The organism is Pacificoceanicola algae (genome assembly GCF_049341065.1).
Taxonomy (GTDB): domain Bacteria; phylum Pseudomonadota; class Alphaproteobacteria; order Rhodobacterales; family Rhodobacteraceae; genus Pacificoceanicola.
This window is the reverse complement of record NZ_JBMPIX010000007.1, coordinates 50,407-70,811: the sequence shown is the minus strand read 5'-3', so window position 1 is coordinate 70,811 and position 20,405 is coordinate 50,407. Positions and strand designations below refer to the sequence as shown.

The following is a 20,405-nucleotide window of genomic DNA, read 5'->3' as shown; positions in this document are numbered from 1 at the left end:
CGTACGGAGGCATTCCATGGCCAAACTTCTGCACCCCAAGGCGACTGCCGTCTGGCTGGTAGACAACACCACGCTCAGCTTCAAACAGATCGCCGATTTCACCGGTTTCCACGAGCTGGAAATTCAGGGCATCGCCGACGGCGACGTTGCTACGGGCGTCAAGGGCTTTGACCCGGTCGCCAATAACCAGCTTGTCCAGGAAGAGATCGACAAGGCCGAAAAAGACCCGGTCTACAAGATGAAACTCAAGTTCAATGCCGCTGCCCATGACGAAGAAAAGCGTCGCGGCCCGCGGTATACCCCGCTGTCCAAGCGTCAGGACCGTCCGAATGCGATCCTTTGGTTGGTCAAGTTCCACCCCGAACTGGCTGATAGCCAGATCTCCAAGCTGGTGGGGACGACTAAACCGACGATCCAGACGATCCGCGAGCGCACGCACTGGAACATCCAGAACATGCAGCCTATCGACCCGGTTGCCCTTGGCCTGTGCAAACAGTCCGAGTTGGACGCTGCCGTTGCCAAGGCCGCCAAGAAGATGGACGCGGTGATGACGGACGACGAGCGTCGCAAGCTGGTCTCGACCGAGCAGAGCCTTGAGATGGACTCGGAACCGCGTCTGCCTTCGGCGATTGAAGGCCTTGAAACCTTCAGCCTGTCCGACCCGCGCGGCGAGGATGACGAAGAAGAAGATAACCGCACCGCCAGCGATTTCGCCGATGCGGACAGCTTCTTCAACTTGCCCGGCGGCAAGGATGATGACGAAGACGAAGACGATAAGTAAGTCAGTCTTTCCAAGAAGTGATCAAAGCTCCGGCTCATTGGCCGGGGCTTTTTGCATATCAGGTCAGATATTGGGCAGGCACCCTTTTGGCCAAGTTGGCAATAGGGGATTGCCCTTGAACCTTGGCGGCAAAAACCCATCCTAAAGGCCATGCTTGATGCACATTCAGTCGCCGCCGCCCTGCCTGCCCCCGAACAGGCTGCCATTCTTCTGGACTTTGACGGAACCCTGGTCGATCTGGCGCAGACGCCGGACGGCATCGTTGTTCCGGATGATCTACCAGACCTGCTGGGCGCGCTGGACAGGGTGACAGGCGGCGCGATTGCCTTGGTGTCGGGGCGCTCGGTTGCCGCTCTGGAAGGCTTTGTGCCACAGTACAAGGGCGTGATCCTTGGCGGGCATGGTGCCGAGCGGCGCGATGACGCGGGGCTTTGGCGCCATCCTTTGGCCGGCAGCGATACTTTGGCGCAGTTGATCGCCGGGGCGCAGCGCATCGCCGCATTAGACCCCGGCCTGCTGTGTGAGCCTAAACCGACAGGTGTCGTGCTGCACTATCGACGCGCGCCCGAGTTCGAAGCGCGGGTCAGAGGCGAAATGCAGGCACTTGCCGCGCCTTTTTCCGGATTGGATGTGCACTTTGCCAAGATGGCGGTCGAGCTGCGCCCGGACGATATCGGAAAGGATCGGGCCAGCGTGGAACTGCTGTCCAAATCCCCATTTGCCGGGCGACGTGCTGTTTTTTGCGGCGATGATGCAACCGATGAGCCTGCCATGCGTTTGTGTGTTGAAGCAGGGGGAACCGCCTGCAAAGTTGGAAGTGGAGCAAGTGGGGCGCCGCTTCGGATTGCTGATCCAACGATGTTGCGGGCCGCCCTTTGGCAATGGACGCAGCAGAGGTAAATCAAATGACTGGCAGATTGATCATGGTGTCCAACCGGATACCGACCGAGGCAGAGCCGTCGGGGGGATTGGTCGTGGCCTTGCACGATTGCCTGACCGCGAACGGTGGTATCTGGATAGGCAGTTCGGGGGACGCCAAGGCAAATCCAAAGGACGGCCTGTATCAGATCGCAAGTGGTGCTTATGACCGCTATGCCTTTGATCTGAGCGAAGCGGAGTTTCACAACTATTACCTTGGCTATGCCAATTCGGTCCTTTGGCCGTTGTTCCACCGCCGCGCCGATCTGATGGACGTGCAGCCGGGTTATGCCGAAGGGTATCTGGAGGTCAACCTGAGGTTGGCGAAGATGCTGGCAGAGTTCTTGCGGCCCGAAGATGTCTTGTGGATTCACGATTATCATTTCCTGCCGCTGGCCAAGTGCCTGCGCGAACTGGGTGTCGAGAACCGCATCGGTTTTTTCCTGCATATCCCCTTTCCGGTCGCGTCAGATGTCCCGGCCTTGCCCGAGGCTGACGACTTTACCGGTTGGATCGCCTCCTACGATGTCTTTGGCCTGCAAACCCAAGCGGACGTCAAACGCTGCGCGATCCTGTTTGAACAGCGCTTTGGCGTGCCTCTCGGATCTGATGGCATGATTGCCGTTCAGGGGCGTCGCTTCATGCCATTGGCGTGTCCGATCGGGATTGATGCGACGGGCTTTCGTGCAGCGGCCGAGGCATCAGAGGCCGGGGCGCGCATATCGATGGCGCCGGACCAAAAGCTGGTTCTCGGGGTCGACCGTCTGGATTATTCCAAGGGTCTGGTGCAACGCTTTGAGGGTTTCGGGACCTATGTACAAGATCGCCGAGAGGTCGACCCCAAGGCAACGCTTCTGCAGATTGCGCCGCCGTCGCGCGAGAACGTCGAGGCCTATCAGGACATGCGGGAAGCGCTGGATCTGACGGCCGGCTCGATCAATGGTGAATACGGCGAGATCGACTGGACGCCGATCCGTTACATCCGCCGTCAAGTGCCGCGCGATGATCTGGCGGGCCTTTATCGCCGCGCAGCGGTCAGCCTTGTCACGCCGCTTGCCGATGGCATGAACCTTGTCGCCAAAGAGTTTGTTGCGGCGCAGGATCCGGAGGATCCGGGGGTTCTGATCCTGTCGCATTTCGCAGGGGCCGCCGAACAAATGGGCGAGGCACTGATCGTCAACCCCTATGACGCCCGCGAGATGGCGCAGGCACTTTTGCGGGCGTTGACCATGCCGCTGGACGAGCGCAAGGCGCGCCATGCGAAGCTGTGGGAGAACGTCAGAACCGAGGATATCGTCTGGTGGACGGATCGTTTTCTGGCTTCTTTGATGAGCGAAGGGATGGCCAAGGTGGCGTGACGGGGGCGACGCTGTTCCGGCTGCGCCGGAATGCGCCCCACCCGCCGTCCCGCAGACCTGTGGTCGATGTCTCGTCCGAGTGGCATTGGGTGTGATAGAGCGGATTTCTAAAACTTTTTGCGGGCGTTGAGAGCGGCCGAGATTGTCCCATCGTCGAGGTAGTCCAGCTCGCCGCCGATCGGCACGCCCTGTGCCAGCGAGGTCAGGGATACCCGGCCTTCAAGCTGGTCAGCGATGTAATGCGCCGTGGTCTGCCCGTCGATTGTCGCGTTGAGGGCAAGGATCACTTCGGTGATCTCTTCGTTTTCCAATCGGCTGACCAGTTGCGGTATCCGCAGGTCTTGCGGGCCAACGCCGTCCAGAGCCGACAGCGTTCCGCCCAGAACATGGTAGCGGCCCTTGAACACGCCCGAGCGCTCCATCGCCCAGAGATCGGCCACCCCCTCGACAACGCACAAGATGCCGGTGGCGCGACGGCTGTCCTCGCAGATCTCGCATATGTCACTGGTGCCGACGTTGCCGCAGTTGAGACACTCGCGTGCGCTGCGGGCGACCTCTTGCATGGCGTCCGCAAGAGGTTGCAGCAATTGTCCACGCTTGCGGATAAGGTAGAGCACCGCGCGCCGGGCCGAGCGGGGGCCAAGGCCGGGCAAACGCGCCATGAGGTCGATCAGCGCCTCGATCGGATCGTTGCGACGCGTCATGCGGCCCCCAAAAACGCCAGGCGCTTTGCGGTGCTGTCCAACATCTGGATCGGAGGTGCCTTGCTCATTGGCATTGCCTTGCCTGCTGACCGCCCGTTCGAGCGGTTATCGGAATGTTTCGCCGGGAAGTTTATGAGCAAACGCCGCGAAGGCAAGGGCGCGCGTCGGCGCCTTTGCCCATTGGATGCGGTGCCTTAGAACGGCAGCTTCATGTCGGCGGGCAGACCGAGTTCTTCGGTCAGTTTGCCCATCTCGCGCTGAGCGCGGTCCTGTGCCTTGGATTGGGCGTCCTTTATCGCTGCAAGGATCAGATCCTCGACGACTTCCTTTTCGTTCGGGTCAAAGATTGTCGGGTCAATGTCCAGGCCTTTCAACTCGCCCTTTGCAGTGGCGGTGGCCTTGACCAGACCGGCACCGGATTCACCGGTGACCATCATGGTGTTCAGGTCTTCCTGAAGCTGGGCCATCTTTTCCTGCATGGCCTGCGCCTGTTTCATCATCTTGGCCATATCGCCAAGCTGGCCGAGTCCCTTAAGCATTGTCATTGCTCCTGTCTGAGGTTGTTTCGCTTATCGCAGCCGCCGATCCTGTCGGCAAGATACAGTGCGGACCTGGCTGTAGCGATCGGGCCCGAAATCCAATGGCGTCGCAGCCGTCTGCCAGAATTGAGAAATGCCCGCGCCGCTCACGAACTGCGTTTAGGGTGGGGATCAATCCTCTTCGAAAGGGTCCCATTCGTCTTCAACTTCGGGCAGGGCCTCTTCCATCGCTGCGTTTGCAGCCTCTTCCGGCGTGCGGACCGAGGCGATTTCGGCCTTTGGAAAGGCGGCCAAGGCGGCTTGGATCAGCGGGTGCTCGGCGGCTTTGGCGTGCAGGGCAAGTCTGGCCGCGTCACGTTTTTCGGCGATGGTTTCGGTGGTGCACTCATTGACCAGCGTCACGCCCCAACGGTTGCCTGTCCAGCGCTGCAGCGCGCTGCCAAGGCGCTGGGCCAGATCGGGGGGGGAGGTGTCGGTGGGGGTGAATTCGATACGGCCCGGCTGATATGCGGCCAGGCGTACGCAGGTTTCCACATCGACAAGCAGCTTTACATCGCGATTAGCGCGGATCAGTTCGACCACGTGGTCCCAGGTTGGGAACCGCGCCAGCGCCTGATCGGCGGCAATGGCCACGGCGGCCCCGCCATAGCTGGCCGAAGGGCCAGAGGGGCCGGAATGCGTTGGCGCCGGGGTGCCCTGCGCGTAGGTCTGCCCGCCCTGCGGAGCGAGCCCGCCGCCCGAAGGGCCGGGGCCCGGCGGCGGTGGGGTGTCCTGCAGCTTGCGGATCATCTCTTCGGGTGAGGGCAATTCGGCAACATGGGTCAGGCGGATCAGCGCCATTTCGGCGGCCATCATGGCGTTTGGCGCGTTCGAGACCTCTTCGATGGCTTTCAGCAACATCTGCCAGGCGCGCGACAGTGGGCGCATGCCAAGGCCATCGGCAAAAGCAAGACCGCGGTTGCGTTCATCCGGAGAAATCGTTGGATCTTCGGCGGCGTCGGGGGTGATCTTGACCACGGATACCCAGTGCGTCAGTTCCGCCAGATCGCGCAGCACGGCCAGAGGGTCGGCGCCGTCCGAATATTGCGACGACAGTTCGGTCAACGCGCCCGCCGCATCACCGCGCATGATACGTTCGAACAGGTCCATGACGCGGCCCCGGTCGGCAAGGCCTAGCATGGCGCGGACCTGATCGGCGGTTGTCTCGCCTGCGCCGTGGCTGATCGCTTGATCCAGCAGAGAGGTCGCGTCACGGGCCGAGCCTTCGGCGGCACGGGTGATCAGGGCCAGAGCATCGTCGGTGATCTCGGCCTGTTCGGAATTGGCGATCTTGCGCATCAGGGCAATCATGACCTCGGGTTCGATGCGGCGCAGATCGAAGCGCTGGCAGCGGGAGAGGACAGTGACCGGAACCTTGCGGATCTCGGTGGTGGCGAAGATGAATTTGACGTGGGCGGGCGGTTCTTCCAGCGTCTTGAGAAGCGCGTTGAAGGCCGAGGTGGACAGCATGTGCACCTCGTCGATGATATAGATCTTATAGCGCGCCGAGGCCGCCCGATAATGTACGCTGTCGATTATCTCGCGGATGTCGCCAACGCCAGTACGCGAGGCGGCGTCCATCTCCATTACATCGACGTGGCGGCCTTCCATGATGGCAAGGCAATGTTCGCACTGGCCGCAGGGGTCGGTGGTCGGGGTGCCACTTCCGTCGGGGCCGATGCAGTTCATCCCCTTGGCGATGATCCGCGCGGTGGTGGTTTTGCCGGTGCCGCGAATCCCGGTCATGATAAAGGCCTGCGCGATGCGGTCGGCCTTGAAGGCGTTGCGCAGGGTGCGGACCATGGCATCCTGCCCAACCAGATCGGCAAAGGTTTCCGGGCGGTATTTTCGGGCGAGGACCTGATATTCGGTCTGGGGGGCGGCGTCGGTCATGGCGTCTTTCGATTGGAGTCGCGGCAGGGTAAGCCGTGGCGCGCCCGGCGTCTACCGGGTCTGAGACGGCAGGGCGTGACCGCGGTCAGGATCTGGTGCGCGATTACGCGCTTTTCAAGAGAATCGGACGAACCGACCGATTGATTTGTCCCGGCTTTGGGGTAAAATGTCGGCGCGCCCGTGGCAGGGGGCCTCCTGATCCGCGGAAAGCGCCCGCACCTGCCTTGTCTGACGACCGACATATTTGGCGGTTTGGGGTCATGTCCGGTGATTGACCTGAAACCACCGCTTCGGTTTTCTCTTGCCCGATCTAGCGGATCGCGGGCCTAGGTTGAGGAACCCGATCATGACCGATCTTTCCCTTGAAGGGCTGCGCCACGCGGCCAAACGTTTGCAACATGCCTTTGAGGCCGGCGAAGGCTGGGCTTTTGAGCGAGTCAAACAGCGCCCGCCGCGCAAGACTTTCGAAACGCTTCAACGGGCCGATTTTCTTCAGATCATCGCGCAGGAACATGGCTTTGCAAGCTGGCCCAAACTGAAGCTGGCCGCCGAGACCACGGGGCTGGATCGCGCGACGGCGCAGCAGCGGCTGAAGGTGGCGCTGTTTCACGGCCAGACTGCGATTGTCGCGGCGCTGCTCGAACAGACGCCTGATCTGGCGGACGGTCTGTTTGGCCTGCAATGCGCGCTTTACGATCGCGCGGCAATTGAGAAGGCCTTGGCGCGCAACCCTGGGCTGGCGGTCCAATCCTTTGGGCCGCGCAGACCGATCCTGCATCTGGCCTTTTCACGCTGGATAAGCGCGCGCCCAGAGCTTGAAGCGGACATGCTGGCGGTGGCCGAGATGCTGCTGGCCCATGGCGCGGATGTGAACGATGGCTTTGCCGCCCAACCCGGCGACGACCATCTGCTCTCGGCACTGTATGGCGCGATTGGTCATGCGGACAACATGGTTCTCGGCCGCTGGCTGCTGGCGCATGGCGCCAACCCGAACGACGGCGAGTCGTTGTATCATGCGACAGAGTTGGGGCATCACGAAGGGCTGAAGATGCTGCTTGCGGCGGGCGCTGACCCAAAGGGGACTAATGCTTTGCTGCGGGCGATGGATTTTCACGACCACACAGCGGTTCAGATGCTGATTGATCATGGTGCCCGGGTCGATGACTTCAACGCAGAAGAGGTCGGAGGCGAGGCGCCTTTCGTCATGCCGGCGCTGCATCAGGCGGCGCGGCGCGGCAGTGACGATCGCATGATTGCCATCTTGCTTGATGCGGGCGCCGATCCGTCCGCGCATTACAAAGGCGCCAGCGCCTATGGCTTTGCCCGGGTGCACGGCAACCAAGCTTTGTCCCGCGCCATCGAAGCGCGCGGCGCCGCTGTTCCTCTGACACCCGAAGAAGAGCTCATGGCCCGCTCCGCCGATGGGCAGGCCAGCCCCGGTCAATATATCAATCCCGCCAAACTGCCCGAAGCGTACCAGCACCTGATCCGCGAAATCCTGCATCTTCCGGGCAGGTTACCTCAGATTGAACGACTTGTGGCGCTTGGCTTGCCCTATGACCAGCCCGATGCGCAGGGCATCACGCCGGTCCAGATCGCAGGCTGGGAGGGGCTGCCCGAGGTGATGGCCTATTTCATGAAACTGCGCCCCGATCTGAGCCATGTGAATGGCTACGGAGGAACGCTGTTGTCGACCATCCTGCATGGCTCTGAGAACAATCCGGAACGCGCCGAGCGCGATCACATCGCATGTTTTCGACTGGCGCTTGAGGCGGGCGTCGCCTTGCCCGAGGCTGTGATCCGCAACGCAGGGCGCGAAGACGTCTCGGCTTTCCTGCAAGACTGGGCGATCCGGATGCCCGGACAGGTGGTCTGATCCGGCCAGCACTCCCGGGGCGAATCGACTAGGCACCCGGGATATGTTGTGTATCATCTGGGCGTTGTGTGAAACCGGGGGTGCTGCATGAAACTCAGGGGCGTTCGTGGAAGCCGGAATATCGAAGACCGACGCCGCAGCGGCGGTGGCGGCGCCAAGGCCGGCATCGGCGGCGTTGGGCTGCTGGTCATTCTGGCGATCGGCTACTTTGCCGGGGTCGATGTGACACCCTTGTTGCAGGGGCTGCCGCAAGAACAGGGCGCGCCGCGCGAACTTTCGGCCGAGGAACAGAAGTCGGCCGAGTTTTCATCGCGCGTTCTGGCGACAACGGAACAGGTCTGGGAGCAGGTTTTCCCCGATCAGCTGGGCATTGAATACCAGCCTCCGATCCTTGTGCTGTTTTCTGGTCAAACGGCCTCGCCCTGTGGCGGGGCGTCGGGGGCGACCGGGCCGTTCTACTGTCCGGCCGACGAAAAGGCCTATCTGGACACCGAATTCTTTGCCACCTTGTCGCGGCAACTGGGCGCCAAGGGTGATTTCGCCGCAGCCTATGTTATTGCCCATGAGGTTGCCCACCACGTTCAGAACGAATTGGGCATTCTGGGCGAGGTCAACAACCGCCGCCAGGCGGTGGGTGAAACCGAGGCCAATGCGCTGACTGTCCGGCTTGAACTTCAGGCCGATTGCCTGTCGGGGGTCTGGGCCAGGAACGTCGATGGCTTGCTGGAGCCGGGTGACATCAAAGAGGCGTTGAATGCCGCGCGCAAGATCGGCGACGACCATCTGCAACGCAGTGCCGGCCGAATACCCCAGCCGCACACCTTTACCCATGGCACCTCCGAGCAACGCTCGGGCTGGTTTGCGCGGGGCTACAAAAGCGGCGACGTGCAAAGCTGCGACACCTTTGGAGCGCGCAATCTCTGAGAATATCGTCATACACGCCCTGCCGGTCGGCGGAGGCATTCTGGCGCTCTCGCCGCTGCCGGGGGCGGGTGGCGACTATAAGGGTGATCTGATGCATATCGCCAGCTGGAAACCGGCTTTCGTGGTCTCGCTTGTGACCAATGTCGAGCTGTTTGAAGCTGGGGCGACGAGCCTTGGACAAGACATCGTCGAGCACGGCACCCGCTGGGTGCATATGCCGATCCGCGACTTTGGCGCGCCCAATTCGAATTTCGAAGATGCCTGGCCCGACACCTCGGAGCGCGCAAGGCGGGCGCTGCTTGGTGGTGGACGGGTGTTGCTGCACTGCCGGGGCGGCTGCGGGCGGTCAGGCATGGTGGCGCTGCGCCTGATGATCGAGGCAGGCGAGGCCCCGGACGAGGCCTTGGAGCGTCTGCGCTCGGTCCGGCCCTGCGCGATAGAAACTGATGAACAGATGGAATGGGCGATGAAGGCTGAACGTCTGCCTGCCCTGTTTGTGCGGCACAACGATTAGGTCTGCGAGGCAATCAGCCTCGATCTGCAAACCGGAACATGCGCCCGGCGGTTGAGGTGCAGAAAAGTCTGAACCGTTTTCCTGAAATTCTGGGGAGGGGCATTGCTGACGATGCGCAGAGTTAGCGCGAGGTGAGAGGCTGGACATCGACCCAAGCGGGGCTCGTTGTGGCTGCTTCCTTCCGGACCTGACCAGGTTGGCGAGGCGCTTGCCCGCGCCAACCTCTCAAGCGGGGATGTAGTGGACATGGGCGCGCGTTGCAAGGGGGCTGCGCTCTGGCGGTGGCACGAATTTGCGGATAAGCGGGGGCTATGGAGCCATTCGAGATATTCCTTGCCGCCCCTCCGGGGGTGGAACCCATCCTGCGGGATGAAGCCGCGGCCATCGGCCTGCCAGCGCCGCAATGCGTGCCGGGGGGTGTCACCATACGCGGCGACTGGCAAACCGTCTGGCGTGCCAATCTGCATCTGCGCGGCGCCTCGCGCGTGTTGGCCCGGATCGGCGAATTCCGCGCCTTTCACCTGGCCCAACTGGACAAGCGCGCGCGCAAGTTTGACTGGGCCGCCCATCTGCGCCCGGATTTGCCGGTTCGGGTCGAGGTCAGCTGCAAGGCCTCGAAAATCTACCACGACCGCGCCGCACGGCAGCGGATTGAGACCGCCATCAAAGAAAGCCTTGGCGCGCCGATCGCCGAGGATGCGCCGATCCGCGTCATGGCCCGAATTGACGATAATCTGGTGACCTTCAGCCTTGATACAAGCGGCGAGCCGCTGCACCGGCGCGGCCACAAGGAAGCGGTCAACAAAGCGCCGATGCGCGAAACCCTTGCGGCGCTGTTCCTGCGCGATTGCGGCTATGACGGAACAGAGCCTGTGCTGGACCCGATGTGTGGGTCAGGCACCTTTGTGCTTGAGGCCGCCGAGATCGCGCAGGGTCTGGCGCCGGGCCGCACGCGCGGCTTTGCCTTTGAACAATTTGCCAGTTTCGACGCCGACAAATGGGCGGCCCTGAAAGCAGAGGTGCAGCCGCGCGAAACCGATCTGGTTTTTCGAGGTTATGACCGCGACGACGGCGCCATCCGCTACAGCCTTGCCAATGCCAAACGCGCGGGGCTGGAGGCGGTGACCGCGTTCACGCGTCAGCCGATCAGCGATTTGCAACGCCCTGAAGGCCCACCCGGTCTTGTCATGGTCAACCCGCCCTATGGCGCGCGGATTGGAGATCGCAAGCTGCTTTTCGCGCTCTACGGCGCTTTGGGGCAGGTGCTGAAGGCCAACTTCAAGGGCTGGCGCGTCGGGCTGGTGACCAGCGATCCGGGGCTGGCCAAATCGACGGGGCTGAATTTTGCACAAACCAGCGCGCCGATCCCGCATGGCGGGTTGAAGATCAAGCTCTACAAAACCGGGACACTGACCTGAGTTCGCCTAAAGAAGGAGGCGGAAGGTGCAAAAGCCGGAATCGTCGTCGCCGAGATCCTCTATGTTCAGCTTCGCGACGTCTTGCATGTATAGCCGTGCGCGCGGACTGGTCTGGAAAAGCGCCGTGGCGCCGCGCACCGGGGCAAATCCCCATTGCGGTGCGGGGCTCGGGGAAATCGCGCCTTTTCGCCGAATGTAGTCTAGAACGACATCGCGGGTGTTGGCCTGCGTTTCCAGCACAACCTCACCCTCGGTCACACCGGGAAAGGCACCGCCGCCATCCACACGGTAACTGTTGGTGGCAACGATGAACTCCATCTCGGGCGTTACAGGTTGGCCGTTCAGCGCCAGATTCTTCACGCGTTGCCCCTTTGGGCGGACCAACGTGCCCTGCAAATCATAGCGCGCGGGCAAGGATAGATCGAAGTCATAAGTCACCCCGCCGATCACATCGAAATAATAGCTGGGCACCGCTGGATCGAGCAGCTGCACATCCCGCGCACCCGCGTCGACCTGTTGAAAGAAACCGGCCGAGCGTTCCAGCCATTCCCGCAACTGTGCGCCGGTGATTTTCACGGCCCGCATGTTGTTGGGGTAAAGATACATGTCCGTCACGCTGCGGATCGTCAGATCGCCTGCGGGCACTTCGGTAAAGTAGTCTGGTCCGCTGCGCCCGCCGGACTTGAACGGTGTCGCCGCGCCGAGGATGGGCAATCCTTCAAACGGGCCCCCGGCCAGCTGCGCTGCCACATAGTCACGTTTTGCCCCGGCGATCAGGTCAAGATGGGCCGAGCCGCAGACCATCGAGAAGTAACTGTGCAGCGGAGCGGTGCTTTGGCCGATGGACTTGCGAATATAGGTCAGGGTCGCTTCGTGAGAGGGCTGCGCCAATTGGACCAGCTCGGGGTCATCCTCGACCAGCGGCGTGATGGTCTGCCCGGTGGCGCGCGAAAATATCGGCAGGGTCTCGGCGCGGCTGTCTTCGACGCGCCAGCCGTCAGAGGTCCGTTCCAGCAGCAAGTCGACGACCCCCAGATGCGAACCCCAATACCCCGCCATGACAGTCGGGCATCCGTTCAGATGGCCCGTGTCAATCTGCGCCGCGTCGATATCTGCAAAGGCAGGTGAGGGGTAAACCATATGCACGTGGCCGGTAAAAAGCGCGTCCGCTCCGTCCAAGCGGCTTAGCGGAAGGCCGGCGTTTTCTTCCTGCATTCCCGCAGTGTCCGGCAAGATGCCGGTATGCGCCAGAACCAGAATGATATCCGCCCCCTCGGCCCGCATTCTGGGAATATAGGCCTGAGCCGTTTCCAGGAATTCCAGTGTTTCGATCTGGCCAGCAAGCGCGCTGCAATCCCACTTGATGATCTGCGGAGGCGTCAACCCCAGAATGCCGATACGCAGCGGGTGGCGTTCTCCGGCGCCGTCCAGCACCTCCCGGTCCAGAATGACGTAGGGCGGCAGAAATGAGCCGTCCGGGCCGCTCTGGAGCCTGACATTGGCCAGCACATAGGGGAATTGCGCATCCGCAATGACAGTTGTCAGATAATCCAGCCCAAAGTTGAAGTCGTGATTGCCAAGGGTCGCGGCATCATAGCCCAAAGCGTTCATCGCCGCGATCATCGGATGCGTGGCAGCGTTCGGGGATGCGGCATGAACGTCCCCCATCGGGCTGCCTTGCAGCAGATCGCCATTGTCCAGCAGCAGCGCGTTGTCGACTTCGGCGCGCGCTTTCCGGATCAGCGTGGCTGTGCGCGCCAGACCGACCGTGTGACTGGGCTGATCGTGGTAATAATCATAGGCACACAAATGCGCATGAAGATCGGTCGTCTCCAATATCCGAAAATGGCATATTCCGGCCGCGGTCCGGTTCGCAAAGGGGTGCGTATTTGGCAAAACTTCTCCGGTAGAATAACCCGATTTGACGGCGTCAGACTGTTCTTTGGCGTGCGCAACTTTTTCATTCATTCTCTAATTGGCAGAGCTGCGGGGTGAAACTTAAGATACTAAGAATGAACAGAAATCAAAAATGATTGCAATGCAGGCGTGTATGAAATTCCAAATTTCACCCGGAAATCGTGAATTGTAAACCGCAGCCTTCAGAGTCATTGTCCGACGAAACCGGGAGGCAGCCAAATGAAAATCGCAGAGCAGGTGACCTTCGGAGGGTCAATGCTGGATCGCGCCGCGGAATTGCGCAGCGATATTCCGGCATTGGCCGCAGCCATGCAGGATACGCGCAGCCATACGGTGCTGATCTGGCGCGGCAAGCTGCTGATCAAGGGCGAAGCGGGTTTTGATCTTGTGCGCCTACCGCTGGATCATCCGGTTTTGTCCCATGCCACCTCGGCCCCGATCCTGCTGGGACGCGAAGACGGGGCAGCGATCTTTGCCCATGACATTTCCGGCTGGCAGCCCGACGGTCTTGAAGACGGGCAGCTTGGCGGCTTTGTCGATACGACCGAGCAAACGCATCCCGGGTTGCCCGAAGGTCAGCGCTTTCGTGAACTTCGCAGCATGTTGACGCGGCTCAATGCCCGCGACGCGGAACTGGCGACCACCGCCAAGGCGATTTTCAATTGGCACGCCAGTCACGGCTTTTGTGCCCGCTGCGGTGTGCAAAGCCAAAGTCACAATGCGGGCTGGGAACGGATTTGCCCGGCCTGCGGCGCGCATCATTTCCCGCGCACTGATCCGGTGGTCATCATGCTGATCACGCAGGGCAACCGATGCCTGCTTGGGCGCTCGCATGGCTGGCCCGAGGGGATGTATTCCTGCCTCGCCGGTTTTGTCGAACCCGGCGAGCCGATCGAGGCCGCCGTGCGCCGCGAGGTCATGGAAGAGGCGGGCATTGACGTTGGGCCGGTGCGCTATCTGTCCAGCCAGCCTTGGGCCTTTCCATCCTCGCTCATGTTCGGTTGCCATGGCGAGGCGTTGAGCGAGGACATCAAAGTCGACCCGGTCGAATTGGACGATGCCCGCTGGGTTTCCCGAGAACAGCTGACAGATGTCTTTGCCGGCCTGCGCACGGACATCCTGCCCGCGCGTAAAGGCGCAATTGCGCATTTTCTTCTGCGCAATTGGCTTGCGGACAGGCTGGATTAGAAGAATATTTTCTGTAGGCTCCGCACCCGAGGCCAATAGCCAGAAAAATCAACAACCAAAGGCGCGATAGATGCAGTTGACGGCAAGCGAAGATATTGAGGCCCCGGTCGAGCGGGTCTTCGCAGAGCTTTCGGATTTCGAGGCGATTGAACGGCAAGTCATGCGTCGTGGCATCGACGTCAAGCGGACCGATGGCGAGGATGTCCCGGCGGCGGGCATGGGGTGGGCCACAGGCTTTACCTTTCGCGGAAAGAGCCGCCAGGCGCAGGTGACGCTGGTCGACTATACCGTACCCGAGCAGATGGTTTTTGATACCGTGTCAGGCGGGCTCGAGGCGGAAACCCGGGTCGAGGTCGTGGCCCTGTCGCGCAGCCGCACAAGGATCAACATGGTGACCGAACTGAAGCCCAAGACGCTGTCGGCGCGGCTGTTGGTTCAGTCCTTGAAGCTGGCCAAGGGCGGCATCGACAAACGATTTCGCAAGAAGATGGCAGGCTATGCCAAGGATCTTGAGTTGAAACTGAAGAACTCGGCCTGAGAAGAGGCGTGAAAGCGCTATGTATAGCGCTATCTCTGGGCAAAAGGAGAATGCTCATGAAACGCCTGTTGATGGCCTTGTTACTTTGGGCCGCGCCCGGCCAAGCCCATGAATTCTGGATCGATCCCCTGTCCACGCAGGTGGTGCCCGGCGCGCCGCTTATGGCCGATATTCGGGTTGGACAGGATTTGAAAGGCCCCGCCTATTCTTATATCCCTCCGAATTTTAGCCGCTTTGATATCGTGCTGGGAGACCAGACCCTGCCCGTTGAGGGGCGCGGTGGGGACAAGCCTGCGCTGAACATGGCCGTACCCGGCGAAGGGCTGGCCGTGGTCGTGCATGTCACCAAGGATTACAAACTGACCTATACCGAGTGGGAGAAATTCGTGAATTTCTGCACTCACAAGGATTTTGAATGGGTCCTTCAGGCGCATCTGGACAGGGGTTTTTCACAAGAAAAGGTGCGCGAGCAGTATTCCCGCCACGCCAAAAGCCTGATCGCCATCGGCGAAGGTGCAGGCTCCGACCGAGAGATCGGTCTGGAGGTTGAACTGGTGGCGCTGGCCAACCCTTATATCGACGATGTCTCGGGCGGGTTTCCTGTGCGCGCGCTGTATCAGGGCAAGGCACAGGCGAACATGCAGGTCGAATTGTTCGATCGCGCGCCTGATGGATCGGTCGAGGTCCGCCAATACCGCACCGACGACACGGGCCGCGCGCTTCTAGAGGTCGAGCCCGGACATTTTTATCTGGCCGATCATGTGGTGATGCGGGAAATGACGCCCGAGGCCGACACCGATCCAGCCTGGGAAAGCCTTTGGGCGTCGCTGACTTTTGGAGTACCTGAATGACGATAGTCGACACTTTGCGCGGCGCCTTGGGCGACGATCTCGTTCTGACCGGCGAAGACATGGCCCCTTGGACGCGCGACTGGATCGGCGCCTACTCCTGGACCCCTTTGTGCGTTGCGCGTCCTTCGGATCGTGACGGCGTGGTGGCGGTGCTGCGCGCGGCCCATGCGGCTGGCGTTCCGGTGGTGCCCGTGGGCGGCAACACCGGACTGTCCGGCGGAACTGCGGCCGAAGCGTCGATCATGCTCTCGCTGGACCGGATGAACAAGGTGCGCGAAGTTCGCTCCGATGCGCGGTTGGCCGTGGTCGAAGCGGGGGTGATCCTGTCGAACCTGCATGCCGCCGCCGAGGCCGAGGGCCTCAGCTTTCCGATGACCTTCGGAGCCAAGGGGTCTTGCACGATTGGCGGGATCCTGGCGACAAATGCCGGCGGCTCGAACGTGCTGCGCTATGGCAATACCCGCGATCTGGTGCTGGGCATCGAGGTGGTGCTGGCCGATGGCCGGGTGATGGACCTGATGACAGAGCTGCACAAGGACAACACCGGTTTGAACCTGCGCAACCTTATGATCGGTTGCGAAGGCGTTCTGGGGGTGATCACCGCGGCGGTGGTCAAGCTGGTTCCGGCCCCCCGCGCCTATGCCACGGCAATGGTGGCGGTCGACACGCTCGACGGTGCGCTGATCCTGCTCAACCGCATGCAAGAGGCGACGGGCGGGCAGGTTGAAGCCTTTGAATTCATGCCCCGGCGCTATATCGAAGAATTCGCATCGCTTCACCCCGAAGTCCGGGCGCCCTTCGACGATGCCTATGACGTGAACATCCTGATCGAACTGGGTGCCACCGCCCCGCGCGACGTTCAGCCGGACCCGGACGGGCAGGTGCCCGTGGCGTGCTATCTCGAAGATGTTCTGGGCGACATGCTTGAAGAAGGCAGCGTTCTGGATGCGGTGGTCGCCCAGTCCGAGGCGCAACGCCGTGAATTTTGGGCACGGCGCGAAGCTGCAGCCGAAGTCAGCACTCGGCGACCGGCGGTGATCTGCGATGTGGCACTGCCGCTGGACAAGGTGTCCACCTTTCTGATGCTGGCAGACGCAAAAATGGCTGAATTGGACGCGGAAGCGACCCCTGTGGTGGTGGCGCACCTTGGCGACGGCAACGTGCATTACGCTGTCTGGCTCGGCCGCGCCGAAGTCTCGCGCGACGAGATCATGGAAGCCGTCGAAGAAGTGGCCTTGTCGCTGGGCGGCTCGTTTTCGGCAGAGCACGGGATCGGGCTGTCCAAACGGTCCGCCATGGCGCGGTTCAAAGACCCGGTGGCCCTTGACGTCATGCGCGGGATCAAGGCGGCGCTAGACCCCAAGGGAATTCTGAACCCCGGAAAAGTTATCCCCTAGGGCGTTTCGGTTAAGACTTGAGCCGACAATGCTGCAAAGGCTGGTGTCAAATTCGAGAGCAAAGGCGCCGCCCCACCGTTCCAAATGCGCCCAACCGCGTACTTGCAGGTACTGCATATCAAACACACAGTGGCCACGCGGATTGATATCGCGGCCACGGTTCCTGTGATTGACGACGCGACCAACGCTCGCTTTGATCGACGATCAATCGCTTTGAACGGAGTTCAGCAGGAACAGATCAGATTGCAAGAAATGCTATCCGTGCGCGCGAGCTTTTCATAGCGCGGTAAAAGCGCCTTTCATCCCGCAACCGGCATAATCCCCCATCCCGGGCGATGCGCGCAGGCACGGCGCAAACCTCTTTGGCCAACGCTTTAGTAGCGGCAGACTGCCCCGGCGGTGGCCAGTACATTGTCGTATTGCGCGGGCAGGCGCATGAACGTCACGCGCCGGTTTTCAGGTGCCCGCGGATCATAGGTGTTCTTGAGCACATGTTCCCCGAAGCCCACCGGGTAAAGCGGCAGGGTCACATATCCTCCGGTCAGTGCCGATGTGACCGAAGCCGCGCGGCGGCGCGACAGATCGCAGTTGTAGCCTTCCGAGCCGACAGCATCCGTATGGCCGATCACTGCATAGGCCGCGCCCTTCAGCGCAGGGTCCTGCAACGCGCCGATCAGGCTTGCCACCTTGCCGATCTGGTCAGCGCGAATCGAGGCGCTGTCATAGTCGAACTCAATCGTCACCGCGACCGAGGGCAGAGCCACTTTCCCGTGGGTAAGTGCGGGGGCGGCAGCCGTGTAGTCGGGGGCTTTGGCTGGCGGTTCCGGCCGGGCCTGCACCTTGCCGTCGTCCAGATCCAGCACCAGTGTTTCAAACTGAACCGAGGGGTCTCCGGTTGCCGATTCAAAAGCCATGCCGCTTGGGTCAAGATTGACCGCTGCGCAATTGGCTGCATCCGGCGCGGCAAGGCAGGCCGCCAAAGCACTTTGCGGAGCCGGAGGCGGTGCAGTGTCACTGTTATTTGCGCCGGGGATGAAAATTTCGCCTTCCTGCGCCGGGGCCGCGATTGGCAATCCGATACAAAAGATCCCAAAGATCAATGTCTTGCGAAGCATTTTCATCTCTCCTCAGTAATCCGTCACATGGGCTGAAATCTGTGCCTTGGCCACGGCGGGGTTATGCGTCGAAACGGCCCGGTAGGTCGCGCCGCTGAGCGTTGCCTTGTCGTCGGATCCAAGATCCAGCGCCAGAACTTCGTTCACCACGTCCTTGTACGTCGCCTCGCCGCTTTCGTTTTGCGAGACATCGCAAGACACCCGGCTGGTGTCGCGGGTTTCCTTGGCGATGGCTTCAGAGCCGCCGTTGCAGATCGCCAGAATGGTCTCGACCCCGACATACTGCGTCTTGAGCGAACCGCGCGGCGGGAAGACATATTGCGAGCCGCCGGGGATCACCTCGTCCGGCAAGGCAGGATGCGGATACAACACGCAGGACCGTTTCTGATCGTCGATGTTGATCAGGGTCAGGCGGCAATCGTGGCGCGGCTCGACGATGATCTTCAGACCTTCACCCACCTTGTAACTCGGCTTGTCGGTGTAGACAGTCAGGTGGCTTTGCGCCGGAGCGCTGTGCTGTGTCGGCGCGTAATCCGGGGCCTTGACCGCGTCGTCATAACTGGTGGGGACGGGCGCCGGAGCGACAGGTTTGTGTGCAGGCGGCGGGGGCGGGGCATAGTCGGTCTGCGCCAGAACCTTCTGCACCGAATGGCTGAGGTCCGCCGCGACGCGATGCTGCGGCACGATCGGGCGATATTCCGTCACCTTTTCAAGGATCGCGGGATAAGACGCGGACCATTCATCCCGCGCGATGGGGGATTGATCCAGCCGCATGATCAAGCTGGCCAGATCATGGCCGACAAAGGCGACCCGCTGGCGCAGGGTTTCTTCGGTCAGGCCCAGTTCATTCGCCGCCTGAGCAAAATTGATAAAGCGGTCGACGTGGTAGACAAACAACCCGCGCACCGGTTCAAGCCCGCCTGCGGTAATCTCTGGTTCCAGCCCGGCCGAGGCCATGGCGCCAAAGAACTGCTGCGTGTCGGCGGCAAGATACTTGGCCACCTCGTCCTGACCAGGGTAAATCTGGTCAATGACCTGACGCGCCTCGGTCGGCAGGGAGAAATCGTTCATCGCCACATCGCGCACACGGTCTTCGTTCAGGCGGATGCCTTTGGAATGGCAGGACATGCAGGAAATGCCGTTCACCACTTCGCCGGTGCCATCGGAATAATCGTCATCGCGCACAATCGAGGTGGGGCCAACGTCCAGCCGTACTCCGGCCGAGGTGTTCAGATAATAGGCGTGAAAGCCGTTCGGCAGGGTGAAGATCGACTCGCCACCGTCATGCAGGAAAGCATGTTCATTGCCATATCCCGTGTTCTCGAATGCGCCGACCGGGCCAAGCGGGTTTTCGAAAAAGCTTTGCTTGCCCTTCGATCCGGCAAAGTCATAGGAGGTCCAGAAAAAGCCGGTGTTCAGCGGGTGGCGTTCGATCAGGCGGTTGTTGGTTGACACGCCGGAGTTCTGGAACCCGGCCCGCACGACCTGTCCGCTTTGGATGTTGCCGATCATGTCGAGGTTCAGCAGATCCTCAAGCCCCGCCACGGAGTCGGGCAGGCCAAGAAGGTCGTAATACAGGGGCGAAACGGGCGCGGTGGAGGCAAACCAATCGGCGCGGATGATCGGCACGCTGGTTCCCGACATATGCTGAAGCTGGGTCAGATAGGGATCAGTCTCGCTTTGGACGGCGTAGGGATATTGCGCCTCGAGCAGGTGCCATTTTTCTGGCGACCAGTTGATTTCGGGCAGGTAGATGCGCATCAGGATGCCGTAGTCATCGACCTTTTCGAACTTGTAAGGCGTCGGGTTCCACGACAGTGCATTGACCAGTTTGACGGCGGCTGCGGTGTAGCCCGTGAGGTTGTCCTCGGTTACATCAGCGTCGTTGTGCAAGGGGCGCAGCGACAGATAGCGGATTTGCGACCGCCGATTGGTGGGCTGGGCCTGTAGATCCAATTGCGCCAGTTCGAACATCTTGGAAATTGGCACGAATTCCCGCGCTGGCGGGGCTTGATTGGCCAATTCGGTGATCCAAGTCGAGATCGTCTGCATTTCTGCCTGCGTCGGGAAGCAATCCGAGGCGGTGCAATCATCCGGCATCGACGGGAAGCTGTATTCGCCGATCACGTCATACAGCTTGGACCCGGTGGGCTGGCCTTGGATGACGAATTTGGTGTCATGGGCAAGGCGGCGGATGTCCAGCACATGGCCAAAGCCCGATTTGGCCTTTGGCAGACCTTCCTTCAATGCGCCTTCCTGGTGGCAACGCGCGCAGTGCTTTTCCAGCATCGAATAGGCGGCCTTTTCCATCTCGGTTGCATCGCTTGGCAGGGGCATCGCGTCGTGGGCGTTTGCCTGTGCGCTCCAGCCAGCAAAGGCCAGAACCGCCGCGGTCAAAATATCCTTGGTGCTCATAAATCTTCTCCCTCGACCCG

Annotated in this window: 17 protein-coding genes and 1 other RNA gene; 11 read left to right on the top strand and 7 right to left on the bottom strand. The window is 61.3% G+C overall.

Annotation, left to right across the window (positions count from 1 at the left end):
* Positions 1 to 16 precede the first annotated feature (16 nt).
* The 3 genes from ACOYQJ_RS12445 (at position 17) to ACOYQJ_RS12435 (ending at position 3,057) form a co-directional block, all read left to right on the top strand.
* Positions 17 to 781 carry a DUF1013 domain-containing protein gene (locus tag ACOYQJ_RS12445; protein ID WP_422906348.1) on the top strand — a complete coding sequence of 255 codons (765 nt, stop codon included), beginning with the start codon at positions 17 to 19 and terminating at the stop codon, positions 779 to 781.
* Positions 782 to 931: 150 nt separating this feature from the next.
* Entirely contained in the window at positions 932 to 1,681 is a 750-nt protein-coding gene (gene otsB / locus ACOYQJ_RS12440) for a trehalose-phosphatase (protein WP_422906347.1), read from the top strand.
* Between the two features lie 5 nt (positions 1,682 to 1,686).
* Entirely contained in the window at positions 1,687 to 3,057 is a 1,371-nt protein-coding gene (locus ACOYQJ_RS12435; RefSeq protein ID WP_422906346.1) for an alpha,alpha-trehalose-phosphate synthase (UDP-forming), read from the top strand.
* Between the two features lie 107 nt (positions 3,058 to 3,164).
* On the opposite strand, the gene recR is transcribed toward ACOYQJ_RS12435, so the two are convergent.
* From recR to ACOYQJ_RS12420, 3 genes are all read right to left on the bottom strand, one after another.
* Positions 3,165 to 3,761 (bottom strand): recombination mediator RecR, encoded by a 597-nt coding sequence (recR, locus tag ACOYQJ_RS12430; protein WP_422906345.1) that lies wholly within the window; start codon positions 3,759 to 3,761, stop codon positions 3,165 to 3,167.
* A gap of 194 nt (positions 3,762 to 3,955) precedes the next feature.
* Positions 3,956 to 4,300: a YbaB/EbfC family nucleoid-associated protein gene (locus tag ACOYQJ_RS12425; protein ID WP_422906344.1), complete on the bottom strand. Its 345-nt coding sequence runs from the start codon at positions 4,298 to 4,300 to the stop codon at positions 3,956 to 3,958.
* A gap of 171 nt (positions 4,301 to 4,471) precedes the next feature.
* A complete protein-coding gene (locus ACOYQJ_RS12420; protein WP_422906343.1) occupies positions 4,472 to 6,232 on the bottom strand; it encodes a DNA polymerase III subunit gamma/tau in 1,761 nt (586 codons plus the stop codon).
* Positions 6,233 to 6,578: 346 nt separating this feature from the next.
* On the opposite strand from ACOYQJ_RS12420, the gene ACOYQJ_RS12415 reads away from it, so the two are divergent.
* The 3 genes from ACOYQJ_RS12415 to ACOYQJ_RS12405 all read left to right on the top strand — a co-directional run bounded on the left by ACOYQJ_RS12415 (position 6,579) and on the right by ACOYQJ_RS12405 (position 9,546).
* Positions 6,579 to 8,108, top strand: a complete 1,530-nt coding sequence (locus tag ACOYQJ_RS12415) for an ankyrin repeat domain-containing protein (protein ID WP_422906342.1) — start codon at positions 6,579 to 6,581, stop codon at positions 8,106 to 8,108.
* A gap of 87 nt (positions 8,109 to 8,195) precedes the next feature.
* Entirely contained in the window at positions 8,196 to 9,032 is an 837-nt protein-coding gene (gene ypfJ, locus ACOYQJ_RS12410) for a KPN_02809 family neutral zinc metallopeptidase (protein ID WP_422906341.1), read from the top strand.
* Positions 9,013 to 9,546, top strand: a complete 534-nt coding sequence (locus ACOYQJ_RS12405; protein WP_422906340.1) for a protein-tyrosine phosphatase family protein — start codon at positions 9,013 to 9,015, stop codon at positions 9,544 to 9,546. Before ypfJ ends, ACOYQJ_RS12405 begins: the two co-directional genes overlap by 20 nt.
* Positions 9,547 to 9,675: 129 nt before the next feature.
* Here the strand turns inward: ACOYQJ_RS12405 and ffs are convergent.
* An RNA gene (gene ffs, locus ACOYQJ_RS12400) (signal recognition particle sRNA small type) lies at positions 9,676 to 9,774 on the bottom strand.
* Between the two features lie 83 nt (positions 9,775 to 9,857).
* Here ffs and ACOYQJ_RS12395 point away from each other — a divergent pair.
* The gene (locus tag ACOYQJ_RS12395) at positions 9,858 to 10,964 is read left to right on the top strand and encodes a THUMP domain-containing class I SAM-dependent RNA methyltransferase (RefSeq protein WP_422906339.1); all 1,107 of its coding nucleotides are present in this window, start codon (positions 9,858 to 9,860) and stop codon (positions 10,962 to 10,964) included.
* A 6-nt stretch (positions 10,965 to 10,970) separates the two neighbouring features.
* Here ACOYQJ_RS12395 and ACOYQJ_RS12390 read toward each other — a convergent pair whose 3' ends face one another.
* Positions 10,971 to 12,932 carry a bifunctional 2',3'-cyclic-nucleotide 2'-phosphodiesterase/3'-nucleotidase gene (locus ACOYQJ_RS12390; protein ID WP_422906338.1) on the bottom strand — a complete coding sequence of 654 codons (1,962 nt, stop codon included), beginning with the start codon at positions 12,930 to 12,932 and terminating at the stop codon, positions 10,971 to 10,973.
* A 168-nt stretch (positions 12,933 to 13,100) separates the two neighbouring features.
* Between ACOYQJ_RS12390 and nudC the strand changes: the two genes are divergently transcribed.
* The 4 genes from nudC (at position 13,101) to ACOYQJ_RS12370 (ending at position 16,855) form a co-directional block, all read left to right on the top strand.
* Entirely contained in the window at positions 13,101 to 14,069 is a 969-nt protein-coding gene (gene nudC / locus ACOYQJ_RS12385; protein ID WP_422906337.1) for an NAD(+) diphosphatase, read from the top strand.
* 70 nt (positions 14,070 to 14,139) lie between these two features.
* A complete protein-coding gene (locus ACOYQJ_RS12380) occupies positions 14,140 to 14,607 on the top strand; it encodes an SRPBCC family protein (RefSeq protein WP_422906336.1) in 468 nt (155 codons plus the stop codon).
* A 56-nt stretch (positions 14,608 to 14,663) separates the two neighbouring features.
* The gene (locus ACOYQJ_RS12375) at positions 14,664 to 15,458 is read left to right on the top strand and encodes a DUF4198 domain-containing protein (RefSeq protein WP_422906335.1); all 795 of its coding nucleotides are present in this window, start codon (positions 14,664 to 14,666) and stop codon (positions 15,456 to 15,458) included.
* Positions 15,455 to 16,855: an FAD-binding oxidoreductase gene (locus tag ACOYQJ_RS12370; protein ID WP_422906334.1), complete on the top strand. Its 1,401-nt coding sequence runs from the start codon at positions 15,455 to 15,457 to the stop codon at positions 16,853 to 16,855. Before ACOYQJ_RS12375 ends, ACOYQJ_RS12370 begins: the two co-directional genes overlap by 4 nt.
* A gap of 374 nt (positions 16,856 to 17,229) precedes the next feature.
* Here ACOYQJ_RS12370 and ACOYQJ_RS12365 read toward each other — a convergent pair whose 3' ends face one another.
* Together ACOYQJ_RS12365 and ACOYQJ_RS12360 are read right to left on the bottom strand one after the other, a co-directional pair.
* Positions 17,230 to 17,970 carry an OmpA family protein gene (locus ACOYQJ_RS12365; protein ID WP_422906333.1) on the bottom strand — a complete coding sequence of 247 codons (741 nt, stop codon included), beginning with the start codon at positions 17,968 to 17,970 and terminating at the stop codon, positions 17,230 to 17,232.
* Positions 17,971 to 17,982: 12 nt separating this feature from the next.
* On the bottom strand, positions 17,983 to 20,385 hold the full coding sequence (locus tag ACOYQJ_RS12360; RefSeq protein WP_422906332.1) for a DUF4384 domain-containing protein: 2,403 nt from the start codon (positions 20,383 to 20,385) through the stop codon (positions 17,983 to 17,985).
* Positions 20,386 to 20,405 lie beyond the last annotated feature (20 nt).